Genomic DNA, 16234 nt, shown 5'->3' with positions numbered 1-16234 from the left:
CCGAATCATGCCCGCAAGATGAAACGGTTGCAATCACTTCAATAACTTCCCATTCACCGCGACATGCGCGCCGGACCGTTCCTGCTCTATGCCATCGGCATCGCCGTCTTCTGCGCGATGGACGCCGTGATGAAGCATCTGGTGCTGGGCAACCCGGCGCTGATGGCGACCTTCTGGCGCTATGTGATGGCGATTCTCTTCACGCTGGGATTCTGGGTGCAGGCCGGCCGCCCCCGCATCACCCGTGAAATGCTGCCCGTTCACGCCCTGCGCGGCTGCGTCATCGCCGGCTCTGCCTTCCTCTTCTTCTGGTCGCTGGGGCAGATGCCGCTGGCGCAGGCGGTCACCATCGCCTTCATCGCGCCGCTGCTGGTGCCGCCGCTCGCCAGCCTGCTCCTGGGCGAACGCATGCAGGGTGGAAGCCTGCTGGCAGGCGCCGCCGGCTTCGTCGGCGTCATCATCGCCGTCGGCTTCGATGCAGAGGCCTGGACTTCCTCGCAGCTGGTCGGCGTCGCCGCCGTGCTGGTGTCGGCCGCTACCTATGCGCTTTCCGTCGTGCTGATGCGGATGCGCGCCTACAGGGACGGTCCCGCCGTCGTCAGCCTGCTGGGCGCCGCCATCCCGATGCTGGTGCTGCTGCCGTTCCTCTTCGCCTTCGTGCCTGTCGGCCAGATCCTGCCGCGCGGACAGGACTGGCTCTGGGTTCTGCTGGCCGGGCTGTTCGGTGCCATTGCGCTCCAGTTCATCGCCCGCGCCTATGCCCGCGCCGAAGCGCAGCTGCTGGCCCCGTTCGAATATACCGCGCTGGTCTGGGCCGCGCTCTTTGGCTGGCTGTTCTTCGCCGAGCCGGTCGCGATGCGCACATGGGCCGGCGCCGCCGTCATCGCAGCCGCCTGCATCTGGCAGGCCCGCCGCGCCACCGTTGCCACGCCCACCTCCCCAGCCGCCTGATACTGACAGCTTGGCCGGGACGTCGGGCGTTGCCAAAGTACGCCCAACGCTTTGGAGGCTAGAATATGAACGCAGAAACATTTCCGGGCTGGTCCACCGACACGCTCGACGACCGCATCGTCAATCCGCACGTCTACACAGAGCCGGGCACGTTGCTGGCAGACTATGCCACGCTGCGCGCCACCGATCCCGTGCACTGGACCGAACCCAAGGGCTACCGTCCCTTCTGGGCCATCACCAGCCACGCGGAGATCACCGCGGTTTCAAAGTCCAACACCCTCTTCATCAACCGCGAGCGCACCTATCTCTCGCCCATAGAGGGCGAAAACTGGGTCCGCTCGATGACGGGCGACAGCCACCTGTTCCGCACGCTTGTCGATCTCGACGATCCGGATCACCGCAAGCTCCGCCAGATCACCCACAGCTGGTTCCAGCCGGGCACGGTGAAGAAGAATCTGGAGCCCAAGGTCCGCGAAATCGCCCGCGAACATATCGACATGATGCGCAACAAGGGCGAGACGATGGACTTCGTCAACGAAGTCGCCCTCTTCTACCCGCTGCGCGTCATCATGGAGATCCTCGGTGTCCCGCGCGAGGACGAGCCGCTGATGCTGAAGCTGACGCAGGAAACCTTCGGCGCCCTCGATCCCGACGTCATCGCCCGCTCGCAGCGCATCACCGCGGGCAACAACCTCTGGGGCAGCTCCGGCGACCCGCAGGTAGACCTGCTGGCGCTGGCGCAGACCTTCTTCCAGTATTTCGGCAAGGTGATTGCCGATCGCCGCGCCAACCCGCGCGACGATGTGGCAACCGTCATCGCCAACGGCCTGATCGACGGCCAGCCCATCCCCGAGCGGGAAGCGCTCAGCTATTATGTCATCACCGCCACGGCGGGCCACGACACCACCAGCAGTTCGGCCGCCGGCGGCTTCCTGGAACTCGCCCGCCGCCCGGCGGAACTGGCAAAGCTGCAGGCAGACCCGTCGCTGATCCCGCTGTTCGTGGAGGAAGCCATCCGCTGGACCACGCCAGTCAAGCATTTCATGCGCACCGCCACCGAAGACACCGAACTGGGCGGCAAACAGATCCGCAAGGGCGACGGCCTCTGCCTGTTCTACCTGTCGGGCAACCGCGACGAGCTGGTGTTCGAAAACCCCAACGAGTTCATCGCCGACCGCAACCCCAACCCGCACGTCTCCTTCGGCCACGGCGTCCACCTCTGCCTCGGCATGCACCTCGCCCGACTGGAACTGAAGATCCTGTTCGAGGAACTGCTGCCGCAGATCGCCTCGCTGGAAGTGGCCGGCGAACCGAAACTGTCGGTCGGCAATTTCGTCAACGGCCTGAAAACCCTGCCGGTAAGGGTGAAATGGGCCTGACGTTGCGGAGACCAAGGTGGCAGGGATGAAAATGGCGGGGATGAAGGAGGCCGTCTGGCGGCTGCAGGCGGCCGCCTACGCCAGCCGGCTGACCCTGCAGACCCGTTATGGCGATATGGATACCAACGCCCACCTCAACAACACGGCAATCGCCCGGCTGTTCGAGGAAGTGCGCGTGCGAAGCCTCAGTGCCCTGCACGCGCGCACGCGCGGGGCCGAACACGGCCACCGCCGGGCGGCGCAGGTGATGATCGCCCACCTCTCCATCGACTATCTGGCCGAAGGCGAATATCCCGAACCGGTCGAGGGGGCCTTCGCCATCCTCGGCGTCGGCCGCAGCAGCTACCGGCTGGCGATGGGCCTGTTCCAGCACGGAAAGGCCTTCGCGCTGGCGGAAAGCGTGATGGTGAACCTGGGAGAAGACCGCCGCCCCGATGCCATCCCGGACGCCCTCCGAACCGAACTGGAAAGCCTGCGCCGGCCCTAGCTGGCGGCAGAGATGAACCCGCCACCCAGCGTACGGCTGCCCGCATAGCAGACCGCCGCCTGCCCGGGCGAAACCCCGAATTGCGGCTGGGCCAGCTCCAGCCGCGGCTTTTCCCCGCCAAACAGCCGCGCAGCTGCCAGCGGCGCCATCGAGCGCAGCTTCACTTCCACATCCAGTCCGTCCGCCGGAATCTCGCCGGCCAGCCAGTTCAGCCCGTCCAGCTCAACGGTGGAAACGGCGAGCGCGGCGCGAGGCCCGACCACCAGCCGGTTCGCCTCGGGCTCCAGCCGAACCACATATAGCGGCTCGGCCTGACCTCCCACGTCGATGCCGCGCCGCTGGCCCACGGTGAAGCCCACCAGCCCGGCATGGCGGCCCAGCACCCGGCCCTGCAGATCGACGATGTCGCCCGGCGCATCCGCCTCGGGTCGCAGCTTCAGCACCACGGCGCGATAATCGCCGTTCGGCACGAAACAGATATCCTGGCTGTCCGGCTTGTTCGCCACGCGCAGGCCGAAATGCTCCGCCAGCAGCCGCACCGTCGGCTTGTCCAGCCCGCCCAGCGGAAAGCCCAGCCGCCCCAGCTGCGGCCCCGTCGTCGCAAACAGGAAATAGCTCTGATCCTTTGCCGGATCTTTCGCCCGATGCAGTTCCGGCCCCGATTCGCCGTCGATCCTCTGCACATAATGGCCGGTCAGCAGCGCTTCGGCCCCCAATTCTTCGGCCACCCCCAGCAAGTCACGAAACTTCACGGTCTGGTTGCAACTGATGCAGGGCACCGGGGTCCGCCCCGCCAGATAGGAATCGGCAAAGGCGTCCATCACCTCCGACCGGAAGGCGCTGACATAGTCCAGCACATAATGGGCAAAGCCGCGAGCGTCGGCGACAGCGCGGGCATCGGCAATATCGGACCCCGCACAGCAGGCCCCCGCGCGCGAAGGGGCAGCGTCACTGTCGGAAAGCCTTAGAGTTACACCGATAGTTTCGCAGCCATGGGCATGCGCCAGCGCCGCGACGACGCTGGAATCGACACCCCCCGACATCGCCACAACCACCCGCGAGCCGGGCGCAGGCAAGCGCGACGAGGCCAGCGCCAAAGCCTGTTGCAACGCAGACGCAGAGCCACCGTCCCCGTTTACGGGGTCGATCTCCAGGATTCCGTTAACAATGCTTTGCACCACTTTGCTCAGGTTTCCGCTACCAAGGCTTACCGGCGGTCTCAAGGCAGCCGGAGATCGGCCGTTGCAAGGAGAGGCACGCAACGCCCGGTGAGACGGAAACGGATGCAGCTCCCGGCTGTCACCGGATTGGCCCCCGAAATGGGGCCAGCCCGGCGAAAGCGCAAGAGCCGCCAGGCCCGAGAAGCCTGACCGCTTTCGTCGAAGTGTAGAGCGTATTCGTAACTGCTTTGTCGGAAGAGCAAGGGTCAAAACTATGTTGAAGCAAGAGGCCGCCAGCAGGCGACCGATCGAAGACACCAGCCGGTCGCAACCGGTGTCGCACAGCGCCGATGGCGCCCGCAGCGATGTCGTCCGCCCCACCTCCGTTCCCGGCCCGATGGGCCAGCCGGTCACCATGGCCACGCTGCCGCCGCCGGATACCCGCCGCTGGGTCGTTCGCCGCAAGGCCGAAGTGATCGCCGCCATCCGCGGTGGGCTGCTGACCTCTGCCGAGGCCTGCGCCCGCTATCGTCTTTCGCCGGAAGAGCTGGAGCTGTGGCAGGAATCGATCGACCGCGCCGGCATCCCCGGTCTGCGCGTCACGCGCATCCAGCTCTACCGCGATTATCCGGTGAAGCCACGCGAGACGGAGCGCGCCCGCCTCACCAACGCAGACATGGGCCGCACCGACCTCTGCCGTTCCTTCGGTATCTGATCGGGCGGGATTTGATCGGAGGTCTTCGGATCTGGCGACCCGGCACCGGAAACGGGCGCCGACTTGTACAAGCATAGGACACATTCATGATGAGTATCCCCAAGCCAGGCACTTCGAGCGACCCGCGCAACGAAATCGGCGGCATCCGCGTGAACGGCAGCCTTGGCGGCGACACGCTGACCTCGGACGAGGTGGTTCTGGGCGCCAGCCTGGGCGCAGACCGCCCCACCGCCAGCCGCGCCCGCTTCGCTGCCCCCGGCCGCACCACCCGCCTGCTGCTGGTAGAGGACGACCGGCTGCTGTCGGACGCGCTGTCGCGCACGCTGGAGCTGTCGGGCTTCACCGTCTACGTCACCGCCTTCGGCGAAGACGCGCTGGATCTCGCCCGCGCCTATCGCTTCGACGTGGTGGTGCTGGATCTGTCGCTCCCCGACATGTCAGGCGGGCAGGTGCTGCAACAGCTGCACCAGATGCGCCCCGACACGCCGGTCATCATCCTTTCGGGTGAATCCGACGTCGAAGCGAAGATCGAGAATTTCATGGGCGGCGCCGACGACTTCGTCACCAAGCCCTTCAACCGCGACGAGCTGATTGCCCGCATCCACGCCGTGCTGCGCCGCGCCCGCTCGGCCGCCCCGCAGGAACTGCAGCTGGGCAGGCTCACGCTGGACCTGGTGGCGCACCGCGCCTCCGTAAACGGCGTGACCGTTGCGCTGACCGGCAAGGAATACGCCTGCCTCGAATTCCTCGCCACCCGGCGCGGGATGACGGTGACCAAGGAAATGTTCCTCGCCCACCTCTATGGCGGCCGCGACGAGCCGGAGATGAAGATCATCGACGTCTTCATCTGCAAGCTCCGCCGCAAGCTCTCCGAAGCCGGCGCCGAGCCGCTGATCGAGACGGTCTGGGGCCGCGGCTACACGATCGCCAACGACGCCTGAAGGCGGCCGGGATCAGCGCGAGGCGCTAGTTCCCGGACTTGCCGAAAGGTCGGGACGGTCGGAAGCCCGTCCAACGGCCAAACAGGCAACACACCAGTTTGCCATTCAGGGTTGGATGGTAACTTCGCCGGGCCTGAGCTGCCGAAACGCGCCTCAGGCCCGGTGCTTCCGCACCTTCAGATGCGCCGGCGCCGCACCTCGGCCAGCGCGCGGATGATCCCGCGCAGCGTCCGTACTTCCTCCATGCTGAAACCCGGCCGGGTCAGCATCTGCGCCAGCATGCGCTGGGTCGCCGGCGTCCGATCCGGGATATGGAAATATCCGGCCTCCTCCAGCGCCGCATTCAGATGCTCGATCAGCCCGGCCACCTCGCCATGCGGCGCCGGCATATGCTCCGGCGGCGGCGCCCGCTCCGGCGCTGCCGCCTGAAACCATTCATACCCCGTCAGCAGCACCGCCTGCGCCAGGTTCAGGGAACCAAAGCCGGGGTTCACCGGGCAGGTGATGATGGTGGAAACCGGCGCCAGATCGTCGGCCGTCAGCCCCGAACGCTCCGGCCCGAACAAGATGCCGGATCGCATGCCCTTCGCCGCCGCCTCGCGGATCATCAACGCGGCTTCCTTCGGCGTCACCACCGGCTTCGGCATGTCGCGCGGCCGCACCGTCGTCGCAAAGGTCAGCTCGCAGTCGTGCAGCGCGTCCGCCACGCTCTCGTGCACGGTCGCCGCCTCCAGCACATGATCAGCGCCCGATGCCGGCGGCCCGGCATCCGGATTGGGCCAGCCGTCGCGGGGGGAGACCAGCCGCAGGTCGGAAAGGGCGAAATTGCCCATCGCACGCGCGGCCATGCCGATGTTCATGCCCAGCTGCGGGCGCACCAATATCATGGCGGGGGATGTCATGCCGCCGCCTGTCGCCGATTGCGCGCTTCCCGTCGAGTCCGCGCACCGCTATGCCCCGGCCATGAACGCTCCGGCCGAACCGCTTGCGCCGCTCAAGGCGACCCTCGCAAATCTCCCCGGCTGGGCAGCGCTGGCGCTCGCCTTCGCAGCCGGCCTGCTCTCGGCCCTGGGCTTCGAGCCGGTCGGCAGCATCGCTGGCCCGGTGCTCGGCAGCGCTCTCCTGCTGCTCCTCCTCGCCGCGCGCAGCACCCGCATCGCCTTCGGGCTCGGCCTCGCCTTCGGCTTCGGCAACTTCCTCGTCGGCCTCACCTGGATTGCCACCGCCTTCACCTATCAGTCGCAGATGCCGGTCTGGCTGGGCTGGGTCGCCGTTGCCGGCCTGTCGCTGTTCCTCGCCCTCTACCCGGCCTTTGCCGCACTCGCCGCCCGCCGCCTCAGCACCCGCCTCGTCCCGCTCACGCTCTATTTCGCCGCCCTCTTCCTGCTCACCGAAATCCTCCGCGGCGCCCTCTTCAGCGGCTTCGCCTGGAATCCGCTCGGCGCCGGCTGGCTGCAGCTTTCGGGCGTCGCGCAGCTGGCGGCGCTGATCGGCGCCAATGGGCTTTCTGCACTCGCCATCCTCGCCGGAGGCAGCCTCGCCGCGCTTCTGGGTGCCCGCGGCGAACCGGGGCGGCTCGGCCTCGTCCTCGTCTTCCCGCTGCTGCTGCTGATCGGCATCGCCGTGCCGCGCATCCAGAAGCCGCTTCCCGCCGCAACCGGCCCGGAACTTCTGCTGGTGCAACCCGGCACCGAGATTTCCGACAAGCATGTCGAAGGCGGTCTGCAGCGCAGCGTAGAGGACGCCGTCCGCCAGACCCGTGCCGCGCTCGCCACCGGCGCCCCGCCTGCCGCCGTCATCTGGCCCGAAGCAACGGTCGAGTTCCCGCTGGAGGAAGACCCGCAGCTGCGCGCCCTGCTGGTCGAAGGCTTCGCTCCCGGCACCCTGCTCCTCACCGGAGGCGTGGCGGTGGAGCGCGCCGCAAACGGCGAGCTGCAAGGCGCCCGCAACAGCCTCTACGCGCTGGACTCCACCGGCAAGATCCTCGCCCGCTACGACAAGGCGCACCTCGTCCCCGGCGGCGAATACCTCCCCCTCCGCTGGCTCGCCGAGCCGCTCGGCCTCTCCCGCCTCGTGCCCGGCGATCTCGATTTCTGGCCCGGTCCCGGCCCCGTCACCTGGCACCTGCCCGGCCTTCCGGCGATCGCTCCCAACATCTGCTACGAAATCATCTTCCCCGGCGCCATCGTCGACCATGGCGACCGGCCGGAGATGATCCTGACCGTCTCCAACGACGCCTGGTTCGGCGCATCCGGTCCGCCGCAGCACCACGCGCAGGCCCGCCTCCGCGCCATCGAGGAAGGCCTGCCCGTTGTCCGCGTAACCCCCACCGGCATATCCGGCGTGATCGGCCCGCGCGGCGAGCTGCTGGAAACAACCGCCCGCCATCAACCCGCCACCCTGCGCGTCCGCGCTCCGGCCCCGCTCGCCGCCACTCCCTTTGCACAGCTTGGCCTCGCCGCACCCGGCCTGTTCGCCCTCCTGCTCCTCGCGCTGGGCGCTTGGATTGCTCGCAGAAAGACATAAGCATTTCTTTATGTGTCTTGCCAAAGGCGCCCGATGGGTCTAGCCGTGCCACCCTTCCAAGGAGTGTTCATGGCCCGCAGCAGCTTCATCTTCACCTCTGAATCGGTTTCCGAAGGTCATCCTGACAAGGTCGCCGACCAGATTTCCGACACCGTCGTCGATCTGTTCCTGGCAAAAGATCCCGAAGCCCGCGTCGCCTGCGAAACGCTGACGACAACCAACCGCGTGGTGCTGGCCGGCGAAGTCCGGGGCAAGGGCATGATCGACCGCGAAGGCAATTGGGCCCCGGGCGCACAGGAGGAAATCCAGGCCGCCGTCCGCGAAACCGTAAAGACCATCGGCTACGAGCAGGACGGCTTCCACTGGCAGAACCTGGTCTTTGAAAACCACCTGCACCCGCAGTCGGCCCATATCGCCCAGGGCGTCGACGAAAGCGGCAACAAGGACGAAGGCGCCGGCGACCAGGGCATCATGTTCGGCTACGCCACCGACGAAACGCCCGATCTGATGCCGGCCACGCTCGACTATTCGCACAAGATCCTGAAGCGCATGGCCGAAGACCGCCATGCCGGCCGCGCCCCCTTTCTCGAGCCCGACGCCAAGAGCCAGGTGACCCTCGCCTACGAGAATGAAGTGCCGGTCCGCGCCACCGCCCTCGTCGTCTCCACCCAGCACGCGCCGGGCTATTATTTCCACAACAACGAAGGCGACCCCAAGCTCTACGCCCAGCTGCGCGACTATGTGACCGGCGTCTTCACCGACATCCTGCCCAAGGGTTTCGTGACGCCCGAAACGGTGATCCACGTGAACCCCACCGGCCGCTTCGAAATCGGCGGCCCCGATGGCGACGCCGGCGTCACCGGACGCAAGATCATCGTCGACACCTACGGCGGCGCCTCCCCGCACGGCGGCGGCGCCTTCTCCGGCAAGGATCCGACCAAGGTTGACCGCTCGGCCGCCTATATCACCCGCTACCTCGCCAAGAATGTGGTCGCCGCCGGCCTCGCCCGCCGCTGCACCATCCAGCTCAGCTACGCCATCGGCGTCGCCGAACCGCTCTCGGTCTATGTCGATCTGCACCACACCGGCAATGTCGAGGAAAGCCGGCTGGAGGAAATCCTCCCCCGCCTTGTCCGCCTCACCCCCAAAGGCATCCGCACCCACCTCGGCCTCAACCGCCCGATCTACCAACGCACTGCCGCCTACGGCCATTTCGGTCGCACGCCGGACGCCGACGGCGGCTTCAGCTGGGAAAAGACGGATCTGGTGGAGGCGCTGAAGGCGGCGCTTTAAGCCTCCGGCGGCCAAGAGCTCTGCCCCCTGCGCCCTCAAGGTTGGAACTCTGTCGGCAAGCTCAGCGCGCGCGACGGTGGTTTATTGCGCCTTCGGCGCGGGTCCGCTCGCGCCGAAGGCGCAATCAATACCGCCGCACCACCCATGAGATTTGAACCCAAGTCAAACTAAAAAACTAAAGGGGTGAAGGGGTCAAAACCCCTTCCGGGGTGCAGGGGCAGAGCCCCTGCTTTCACCCGCCCTCAACGGTCAAACCCGCCGTTCAGGCAAAACCCGATCCCGCCCGGCGCGCTTAGCCGCATACAGCGCCGAATCGGCCCGATCGATAATCGCCTCCACCGTATCGCCCGCGCGCAGCAGCGCCACGCCGGCGGAAAAGCTCACCCGGCCCAGGCTTGCCCCGTCGTCGGCGCGGCGCAGCACTTGTCGGGCCAGCACGGCGCGAGCGTTGTCGATGGCGGCGCAGGCTTCGCGCAGCCCCAGGCCCGGCAGCGCCACCAGGAATTCCTCGCCGCCATGCCGTGCGGCGAATCCGGCCTCGCCGGCAAGCCGCCGGGCGTGGGTGGAAAGATGCGTCGCCACGCAGCGCAGCACTTCGTCGCCGATGGCATGTCCCCACTGGTCATTGACCCGCTTGAAATGGTCGATGTCCACCATCGCCACGGTCAGCGGTTCGCCGTCGGCCAGCGCCGTTTTCAACGCCCGTTGCAGGGCATCGTCCAGCCCGCGCCGGTTCAGCAATCCGGTCAGCGGGTCGGCCCGTGCGCTGCGCTCGGCCGCCTCCAGCCGGTCCAGCAGCTTCGCCGTTTCCAGCGAGGCCGAGGAAATATCCGCCTCCAGCCGCCGGTTCGACGCCATCATCAACGCATTCGCTCGCCTAAGTCGCTGCACCAGCTCGGCCAGCTCCTGCGCCGAGCGCTGCGCCGCCAGTTCGGCGTCACCGCGGGAAATCGCATCGTCATAGGCGCGCAGATCGTCCGCGCCTGCCCGCAGCCGCCCGGCAAGCGCCTGCGCGCTTCCCTGTGCGGCCTCCACCAGCAGCTGCAGTTCGGCGGCGGCGATGTCGCCCAGATGCGCCTTGCGCAGCGCCTGCACCTGTATCGGTCCCAGCTCGCCTGCCGCCAGCGCCCGCTCCACCTCGCGCGACAATGTGGGGTCAGCGCCGCTCACATGCAGATACAGCAGCTCGTAGTTGTCGGGCTCCGGCGGCAACCCGGTGGAAGCGAACAGCGGCCGCACCTCGTCGAACAGGTGCAGCCGGGGGTGCCCCAGCGGCCCCATATCGCCTTCGACGCCCGCCGCCCGTTCGGCGACAAGCTGTCCTGTCTGTTGCATCCCCTGCTGCCTTTCTGCCGCTGTGGCTTTCCTGCGCCTTGATACGGCGGATGGCTGCCACTCCTTAAGCCATGCTTGCCGCTGGGGAGCGGTCGTTCTAGGAGCATCCCGCATCGCAGCATCGACATGAAGGACGCCCTCCCATGACTGCCATCGGGCAAGACACGCTTTCCACTCGCCGCACGCTCACCGTCGACGGCAAAAGCTATGATTACTACAGCCTGGAGGCGGCCGGCGCCCATTTCGGCGACGTCTCGCGCCTGCCCTTCTCGATGAAGGTGCTGTTCGAGAATCTGCTGCGATTCGAGGATGGCTTCACGGTCAAGGTCGCTGATGTCGGCGCCATCGCCGGCTGGGCAAAAACCCGCAAGTCCGACCATGAGATCCAGTATCGCCCCGCGCGCGTGCTGATGCAGGATTTCACCGGCGTCCCCTGCGTCGTCGATCTCGCCGCCATGCGCGACGCGATGACCAAGCTCGGCGGTGACCCGCAAAAGATCAACCCGCTCGTCCCCGTCGATCTCGTCATCGATCACTCGGTGATGGTCGATGAATTCGGCACACCGAAAGCCTTCGAGCAGAACGTCGAACTCGAATATGCCCGCAACATCGAGCGCTACGAATTCCTGCGCTGGGGTTCCTCGGCGCTCCGCAACTTCCGCGTCGTCCCGCCCGGCACCGGCATCTGCCACCAGGTGAACCTCGAATATCTGGCGCAGACCGTCTGGGTCAGCCAGGCCGAAGACGGCAAGATGATCGCCTACCCCGACACCCTCGTCGGCACCGACAGCCACACCACGATGGTGAACGGCCTCGGCGTGCTCGGCTGGGGCGTCGGCGGCATCGAGGCGGAGGCCGCGATGCTCGGCCAGCCGGTTTCGATGCTCATCCCCGAAGTCGTCGGCTTCAAGCTGTTCGGCACCCTGCCGGAGGGCGTCACCGCCACCGACCTCGTGCTCACCGTCACCCAGATGCTGCGCAAGAAGGGCGTCGTCGGCCGCTTCGTCGAATTCTATGGCCCCGGCCTCGATGCCCTGTCGCTCGCCGACCGCGCCACCATCGCCAACATGGCGCCGGAATATGGTGCCACCTGCGGCTTCTTCCCGGTGGACGACGCCACCATCGCCTATCTCCGCCTCACCGGCCGCGAAGATCACCGCATCGCCCTGGTGGAAGCCTATGCCCGCGCGCAGGGCATGTGGCGCGATGCCTCCACCCCCGATCCCGTCTTCACCGACACGCTGGAGCTGGATCTCGGCGCCGTCATGCCCTCGCTTGCAGGCCCGCGCCGCCCGCAAGACCGCGTGCTGCTCGATCAGGCCGACGAAGCCTTCGAAGCCGAACTGCTGGGCGGCTACGGCAAGGCAGCCGCTCCGAACGAGCGCGTCGCCGTTGCCAACGCCCCGCACGATCTGGGCCACGGCGATGTCGTCATCGCCGCCATCACGTCCTGCACCAACACCTCGAACCCCAACGTGCTGGTCGCCGCCGGCCTCGTCGCCCGCAAGGCGAACACGCTGGGCCTGAAGCCGAAGCCCTGGGTAAAGACCAGCTTCGCGCCGGGCAGCCAGGTCGTCACCGACTATTTCGACAAGGCCGGCCTGACGGCGGACATGGACGCCATCGGCTTCAACCTCGTCGGCTATGGCTGCACCACCTGCATCGGCAACTCCGGCCCCCTGCCCGAGCCGATTTCAGAGGCGATCAACGCGAACGATCTCGTCGCCGTCTCCGTACTCTCGGGCAACCGCAACTTCGAGGGCCGCGTCTCTCCCGACGTGAAGGCGAACTATCTCGCCTCGCCGCCGCTGGTCGTCGCCTATGCGCTGGCCGGCACCATCCGCTCCGACATCACCGAAACGCCGCTGGGCCAGGGCACCGACGGCCGCGACGTCTTCCTGCGGGACGTCTGGCCCACCAACGCCGAAGTCGCCGCGATGGTGCAGTCGGCGGTGACCCCCTCGATGTTCCGCGCCCGCTATGCCGACGTGTTCAAGGGCGACAACCACTGGCAGGCCATCCGCCTGACCGGCGGCGACACCTACAAGTGGAACCCCAGCAGCACCTATGTGCAGAACCCGCCCTATTTCGAGGGCATGACGATGACGCCGGCCCCGGTCAGCGACATCGTGAACGCCCGCGCCCTCGCCTCGCTGGGCGATTCGATCACCACCGATCACATCTCGCCTGCCGGCTCGATCAAGGCTGACAGCCCCGGCGGCAAGTATCTGCTGGATCGTCAGGTGCCCCGCGCCGAATTCAACAGCTATGGTGCCCGCCGCGGCAACCATGAAGTGATGATGCGCGGCACCTTCGCCAACATCCGCATCCGCAACCGCCTTGCCCCCGGCACCGAAGGCGGCGTCACCACCTACCTGCCCACCGGCGAAGTGATGCCGATCTACGATGCCGCCATGCTCTACAAGGCGTCGGGGACGCCGCTGGTGATCCTCGCCGGCAAGGAATATGGTACAGGCTCCAGCCGCGACTGGGCGGCCAAGGGCACCAACCTGCTCGGCGTCCGCGCCGTCATCGCCGAAAGCTTCGAGCGCATCCACCGCTCGAACCTGATCGGCATGGGCGTGCTGGCGCTGCAGTTCGTCGACGGACAAAGCGCAGAATCCCTCGGCCTGAAGGGCGACGAGTCCTTCACCCTCGCCAACCTGCAGGCGCTGAAGCCCCGCCAATCGCTGACGGTGGCCTTCACCCGCCCCGACGGCACCACCGGCAGCTTCGAAACGCTGTGCCGCATCGATACCGAAAACGAAGTCGATTACTTCTACGCCGGGGGAATTCTCCCCTATGTGCTGCGGAAGCTGGCTTCCTGATCGACGTGCGGGGGCGTGCTCGTCGCGCCCCCGTCTCGGCTTCAGCCCGTTCATCTGCCGCCCATTCAACAGCTGGTAGGGGCCAGACAACTACAGCGTGACGAGCTTGCCCCAATCCTTGTTGCCCCAATCCCTCCTGCTCCGGCTTGAGCAGCTATCGCCCGAGACGCGTCGACGCGCGGGCGGCATCGTCTTCACGCTCGCCGTGCAGGTCGTCTTCATCGCCCTGCTGCTCTCGATGGCACCCGACATCGTGAAGAAGAAGATCGCCGAGATGGCGATGTTCAGCGTCAGCGTAGCGCCAGACGAAAAGCCCCCGACAAGGGAGCCGGTGGAAACCAAGGCCAGCGAAGCCCCCAAGGCCGCCGAAACGCCACCGCCCGCACCGGTAAAGGCGCCACCGAAGCCGGTCGAGAAACCCGTCGTGGAGCTTCCTCCGGTCGAGGATACCACCGCCATCGAAACCACGCCGCCGCCAGCCCCTCCTGCACCGCCAGCGCCGCCCAAGCGCAGCTATGGCCCGCCCGACCTGCGCCCGAAAACCGGCATGTATGCCGATACCCCGCGCGTCGCAGGCTCCGGCCCCAACGGCGAGCCGCTCTATGCCGCCAGCTGGTTCCGCGAACCCTATGACGATGAACTGGCGGGCTTTCTCTCCACGGTGCAGGGGCCGGGCTATGGCACCATCATCTGCCAGACGGTGGCCAAGTTCCGCGTCGACAGCTGCCAGATCGTCACCGAATATCCGCAAGGGTCGGGCTACGGCCGCGCCGTTCTCGCCGCCTCCTGGCAATTCCTGGTGCGCCCCCCGCAAAAGGGCGGCAACCCGATGGTGGGGGAATGGGTGCAGATCACCATCTATCGCGGCACAAAGCCGGAGGATCGCCGGTCGCGATAACACGCGGCCGGCTGCAGCCTACCAGCGCACCCCCTTCTGCTTCTTCCCCTGCTGCTTCGGCGGCGGCACATTCGTCTGCTTCGGCTTTTCCGCCCCCTTCGGCTTCCGCCCCAGGATCAGGTCGGTATAGTCCTCGATAGAGCCGGTGAAATCCTTCGCCGTGCCCCCGTCCACCAGCAGCAGCCGATCCGCCACCAGCTCCAGCATGTGCCGGTCGTGCGACACCAGCACCACCGCCCCGCCATAGCCGTTCAATGCCTGCACCAGCGCTTCGCGGGTATCGACATCCAGGTGGTTGGTCGGTTCGTCCAGGATCAGCAGATGCGGCGCCTCCCGCGTGATCAGCGCCAGCGCCAGCCGCGCCCGTTCGCCGCCCGACATCTCGCCGACCTTCTGCGTCGCCCGCGGGCCCGAGAAGCCAAAGCGCCCCAGCTGCGCCCGCACCGCCCCCGGTGACGCCCCCTGCATCAGCCGCGTCATATGCTCCAGCGGCGTGTCGGCAGTGTCCAGCTCCTCCACCTGATACTGGGTGAAATAGCCGACCTTCAGCTTGCTCGGCGCGTGCAGTTCGCCTTCCATCGGCAGCAGCTGCCCGGCCAGCATCCGCGCCAGCGTCGTCTTGCCGTTGCCGTTCCGCCCCAGCAGCGCGAGCCGCTCGTCCGGGTCGATCCGCACGTTCAGCCTGTTCAGGATCGGCTTCCCCGGTTCATAGCCCACCGCCGCGCCGTCGGTGGTGATCATCGGCGGCTTCAGCTCGTCGGGGCTCGGGAAATCGAAGCTCAGCGTCGGATCTTCCACCACGGCGGCAATCGGCTGCATCCTCGCCAGCGCCTTCTGCCGTGATTGCGCCTGCTTCGCGGTGGAGGCCCGCGCCGAGTTCCTAGCGATATAATCCTGCAGCTTCGCCCGCTGCGCATCCTGGCTTGCCTTGGCCGCAGCCTGCTGCGCCAGCCGTTCTGCCCGCTGCGTCTCGAAACTGTCGTAGCCGCCGGTATAGAGCGTCACCTTGCCGCCCTCCAGATGCAGGATCTGGTCGACGACATTGTTCAGCAGATCCCGCTCGTGGCTGATCACCACCATCATCGCGGGGTAGCTCTTCAGGAAATTCTCCAGCCACATCGTCGCTTCAAGGTCGAGGTGGTTCGAAGGCTCGTCCAGCAGCAGCAGGTCGGGTTCGGAAAACAGCAGCGCCGCCAGCGCCGCCCGCATCTTCCAGCCACCCGAATAGGTCGACAGCGGCTGGTTCTGCATCTCCTCGTCAAAGCCAAGCCCGACAAGAATCCGCGCCGCCCGCGAAGGCGCCGCATAGGCGTCGATCGCCATCAGCCGCTCATGGATCTCGCCAAAGCGGTCCATGTCATCGCAGGTCTCGCTCTCCAGGAGCAGCGCCGCCCGCTCCTTGTCGGCAGCCAGCACCAGCTCGATGGGCGTAGTCGCCCCGTCGGGCGCTTCCTGCGCAATATAGCCGATCCGCGTCCCGCGCGGCATCTCCAGCTTGCCCTCGTCGGTCTCCAGGATTCCCATCATCACCTTCATCAAGGTGGATTTCCCGGCGCCGTTGCGCCCGATCAGCCCGATGCGGCTCTTCCCCGGCAACGCTGCCGTCGCCCGGTCAAGGATGGTGCGCCCGCCCAGGCGGACGGTGATTCCGTTCAGGTTCAACATATCGGCGCGCGCCTAGCCCATTTTTGCTGCGGGCGCGAACAGAATTCGGCTCGGGG

General features: G+C 66.9%; 12 protein-coding genes and 1 pseudogene. 9 read left to right on the top strand and 4 right to left on the bottom strand.

All coding sequences use genetic code 11. The features are described 5' to 3' along the window. Window positions 1-63 precede the first annotated feature (63 nt). The 3 genes from IM784_RS05410 to IM784_RS05400 all read left to right on the top strand — a co-directional run bounded on the left by IM784_RS05410 (window position 64) and on the right by IM784_RS05400 (window position 2817). Window positions 64-951, top strand: coding sequence for a DMT family transporter (locus IM784_RS05410; protein WP_199554292.1), 888 nt, complete (start codon window positions 64-66; stop codon window positions 949-951). A gap of 65 nt (window positions 952-1016) precedes the next feature. Further along, on the top strand, window positions 1017-2330 hold the full coding sequence (locus IM784_RS05405) for a cytochrome P450 (RefSeq protein ID WP_199554291.1): 1314 nt from the start codon (window positions 1017-1019) through the stop codon (window positions 2328-2330). A gap of 31 nt (window positions 2331-2361) precedes the next feature. After that, entirely contained in the window at window positions 2362-2817 is a 456-nt protein-coding gene (locus IM784_RS05400; RefSeq protein ID WP_199554290.1) for an acyl-CoA thioesterase, read from the top strand. Here the strand turns inward: IM784_RS05400 and mnmA are convergent. Then, entirely contained in the window at window positions 2814-3914 is a 1101-nt protein-coding gene (gene mnmA, locus IM784_RS05395) for a tRNA 2-thiouridine(34) synthase MnmA (RefSeq protein ID WP_268920818.1), read from the bottom strand. The genes IM784_RS05400 and mnmA overlap by 4 nt on opposite strands. 397 nt (window positions 3915-4311) lie before the next feature. Between mnmA and sciP the strand changes: the two are divergent. Then, window positions 4312-4602: pseudogene (gene sciP, locus IM784_RS17055) on the top strand (CtrA inhibitor SciP); the annotation flags it as partial. Window positions 4603-4964: 362 nt separating this feature from the next. Further along, window positions 4965-5633 (top strand): response regulator transcription factor, encoded by a 669-nt coding sequence (locus tag IM784_RS05385; protein WP_328799477.1) that lies wholly within the window; start codon window positions 4965-4967, stop codon window positions 5631-5633. A gap of 176 nt (window positions 5634-5809) precedes the next feature. Here IM784_RS05385 and IM784_RS05380 read toward each other — a convergent pair whose 3' ends face one another. Further along, a complete protein-coding gene (locus tag IM784_RS05380) occupies window positions 5810-6535 on the bottom strand; it encodes an RNA methyltransferase (RefSeq protein ID WP_199554288.1) in 726 nt (241 codons plus the stop codon). Window positions 6536-6596: 61 nt separating this feature from the next. Between IM784_RS05380 and lnt the strand changes: the two genes are divergently transcribed. Continuing rightward, entirely contained in the window at window positions 6597-8159 is a 1563-nt protein-coding gene (lnt, locus tag IM784_RS05375; protein WP_199554287.1) for an apolipoprotein N-acyltransferase, read from the top strand. A gap of 69 nt (window positions 8160-8228) precedes the next feature. Beyond that, window positions 8229-9452, top strand: a complete 1224-nt coding sequence (metK, locus tag IM784_RS05370) for a methionine adenosyltransferase (RefSeq protein WP_199554286.1) — start codon at window positions 8229-8231, stop codon at window positions 9450-9452. Window positions 9453-9701: 249 nt separating this feature from the next. Here the strand turns inward: metK and IM784_RS05365 are convergent, their stop codons facing one another. Next, on the bottom strand, window positions 9702-10787 hold the full coding sequence (locus IM784_RS05365; protein ID WP_199554285.1) for a GGDEF domain-containing protein: 1086 nt from the start codon (window positions 10785-10787) through the stop codon (window positions 9702-9704). A gap of 143 nt (window positions 10788-10930) precedes the next feature. Between IM784_RS05365 and acnA the strand changes: the two genes are divergently transcribed. Beyond that, on the top strand, window positions 10931-13615 hold the full coding sequence (gene acnA / locus IM784_RS05360) for an aconitate hydratase AcnA (RefSeq protein ID WP_199554284.1): 2685 nt from the start codon (window positions 10931-10933) through the stop codon (window positions 13613-13615). A gap of 121 nt (window positions 13616-13736) precedes the next feature. Beyond that, window positions 13737-14513 carry a hypothetical protein gene (locus tag IM784_RS05355; protein WP_199554283.1) on the top strand — a complete coding sequence of 259 codons (777 nt, stop codon included), beginning with the start codon at window positions 13737-13739 and terminating at the stop codon, window positions 14511-14513. Between the two features lie 18 nt (window positions 14514-14531). Here IM784_RS05355 and IM784_RS05350 read toward each other — a convergent pair whose 3' ends face one another. Next, window positions 14532-16178 carry an ABC-F family ATP-binding cassette domain-containing protein gene (locus IM784_RS05350; protein WP_235976585.1) on the bottom strand — a complete coding sequence of 549 codons (1647 nt, stop codon included), beginning with the start codon at window positions 16176-16178 and terminating at the stop codon, window positions 14532-14534. Between the last annotated feature and the right edge of the window lie 56 nt (window positions 16179-16234).

Source organism: Sandaracinobacteroides hominis, assembly GCF_016464365.1.
In the GTDB taxonomy this organism is placed as follows: Bacteria; Pseudomonadota; Alphaproteobacteria; order Sphingomonadales; family Sphingomonadaceae; genus Sandaracinobacteroides; species Sandaracinobacteroides hominis.
Note: the sequence above shows the minus strand (reverse complement) of the source record. Positions and strands in the feature narration are given on the sequence as shown.

What these genes read in the sequence shown, in the direction of transcription:
- IM784_RS05410 (WP_199554292.1), top strand. Translation starts at nt 64, where the DNA reads ATGCGCGCCGGACCGTTCCTGCTCTATGCCATCGGCATCGCCGTCTTC.
- acnA (WP_199554284.1), top strand. Translation starts at nt 10,931, where the DNA reads ATGACTGCCATCGGGCAAGACACGCTTTCCACTCGCCGCACGCTCACC.
- IM784_RS05365 (WP_199554285.1), bottom strand. Translation starts at nt 10,787, where the DNA reads ATGCAACAGACAGGACAGCTTGTCGCCGAACGGGCGGCGGGCGTCGAA.
- IM784_RS05350 (WP_235976585.1), bottom strand. Translation starts at nt 16,178, where the DNA reads ATGTTGAACCTGAACGGAATCACCGTCCGCCTGGGCGGGCGCACCATC.
- metK (WP_199554286.1), top strand. Translation starts at nt 8,229, where the DNA reads ATGGCCCGCAGCAGCTTCATCTTCACCTCTGAATCGGTTTCCGAAGGT.
- lnt (WP_199554287.1), top strand. Translation starts at nt 6,597, where the DNA reads ATGAACGCTCCGGCCGAACCGCTTGCGCCGCTCAAGGCGACCCTCGCA.
- IM784_RS05405 (WP_199554291.1), top strand. Translation starts at nt 1,017, where the DNA reads ATGAACGCAGAAACATTTCCGGGCTGGTCCACCGACACGCTCGACGAC.
- IM784_RS05400 (WP_199554290.1), top strand. Translation starts at nt 2,362, where the DNA reads ATGGCGGGGATGAAGGAGGCCGTCTGGCGGCTGCAGGCGGCCGCCTAC.
- IM784_RS05380 (WP_199554288.1), bottom strand. Translation starts at nt 6,535, where the DNA reads ATGACATCCCCCGCCATGATATTGGTGCGCCCGCAGCTGGGCATGAAC.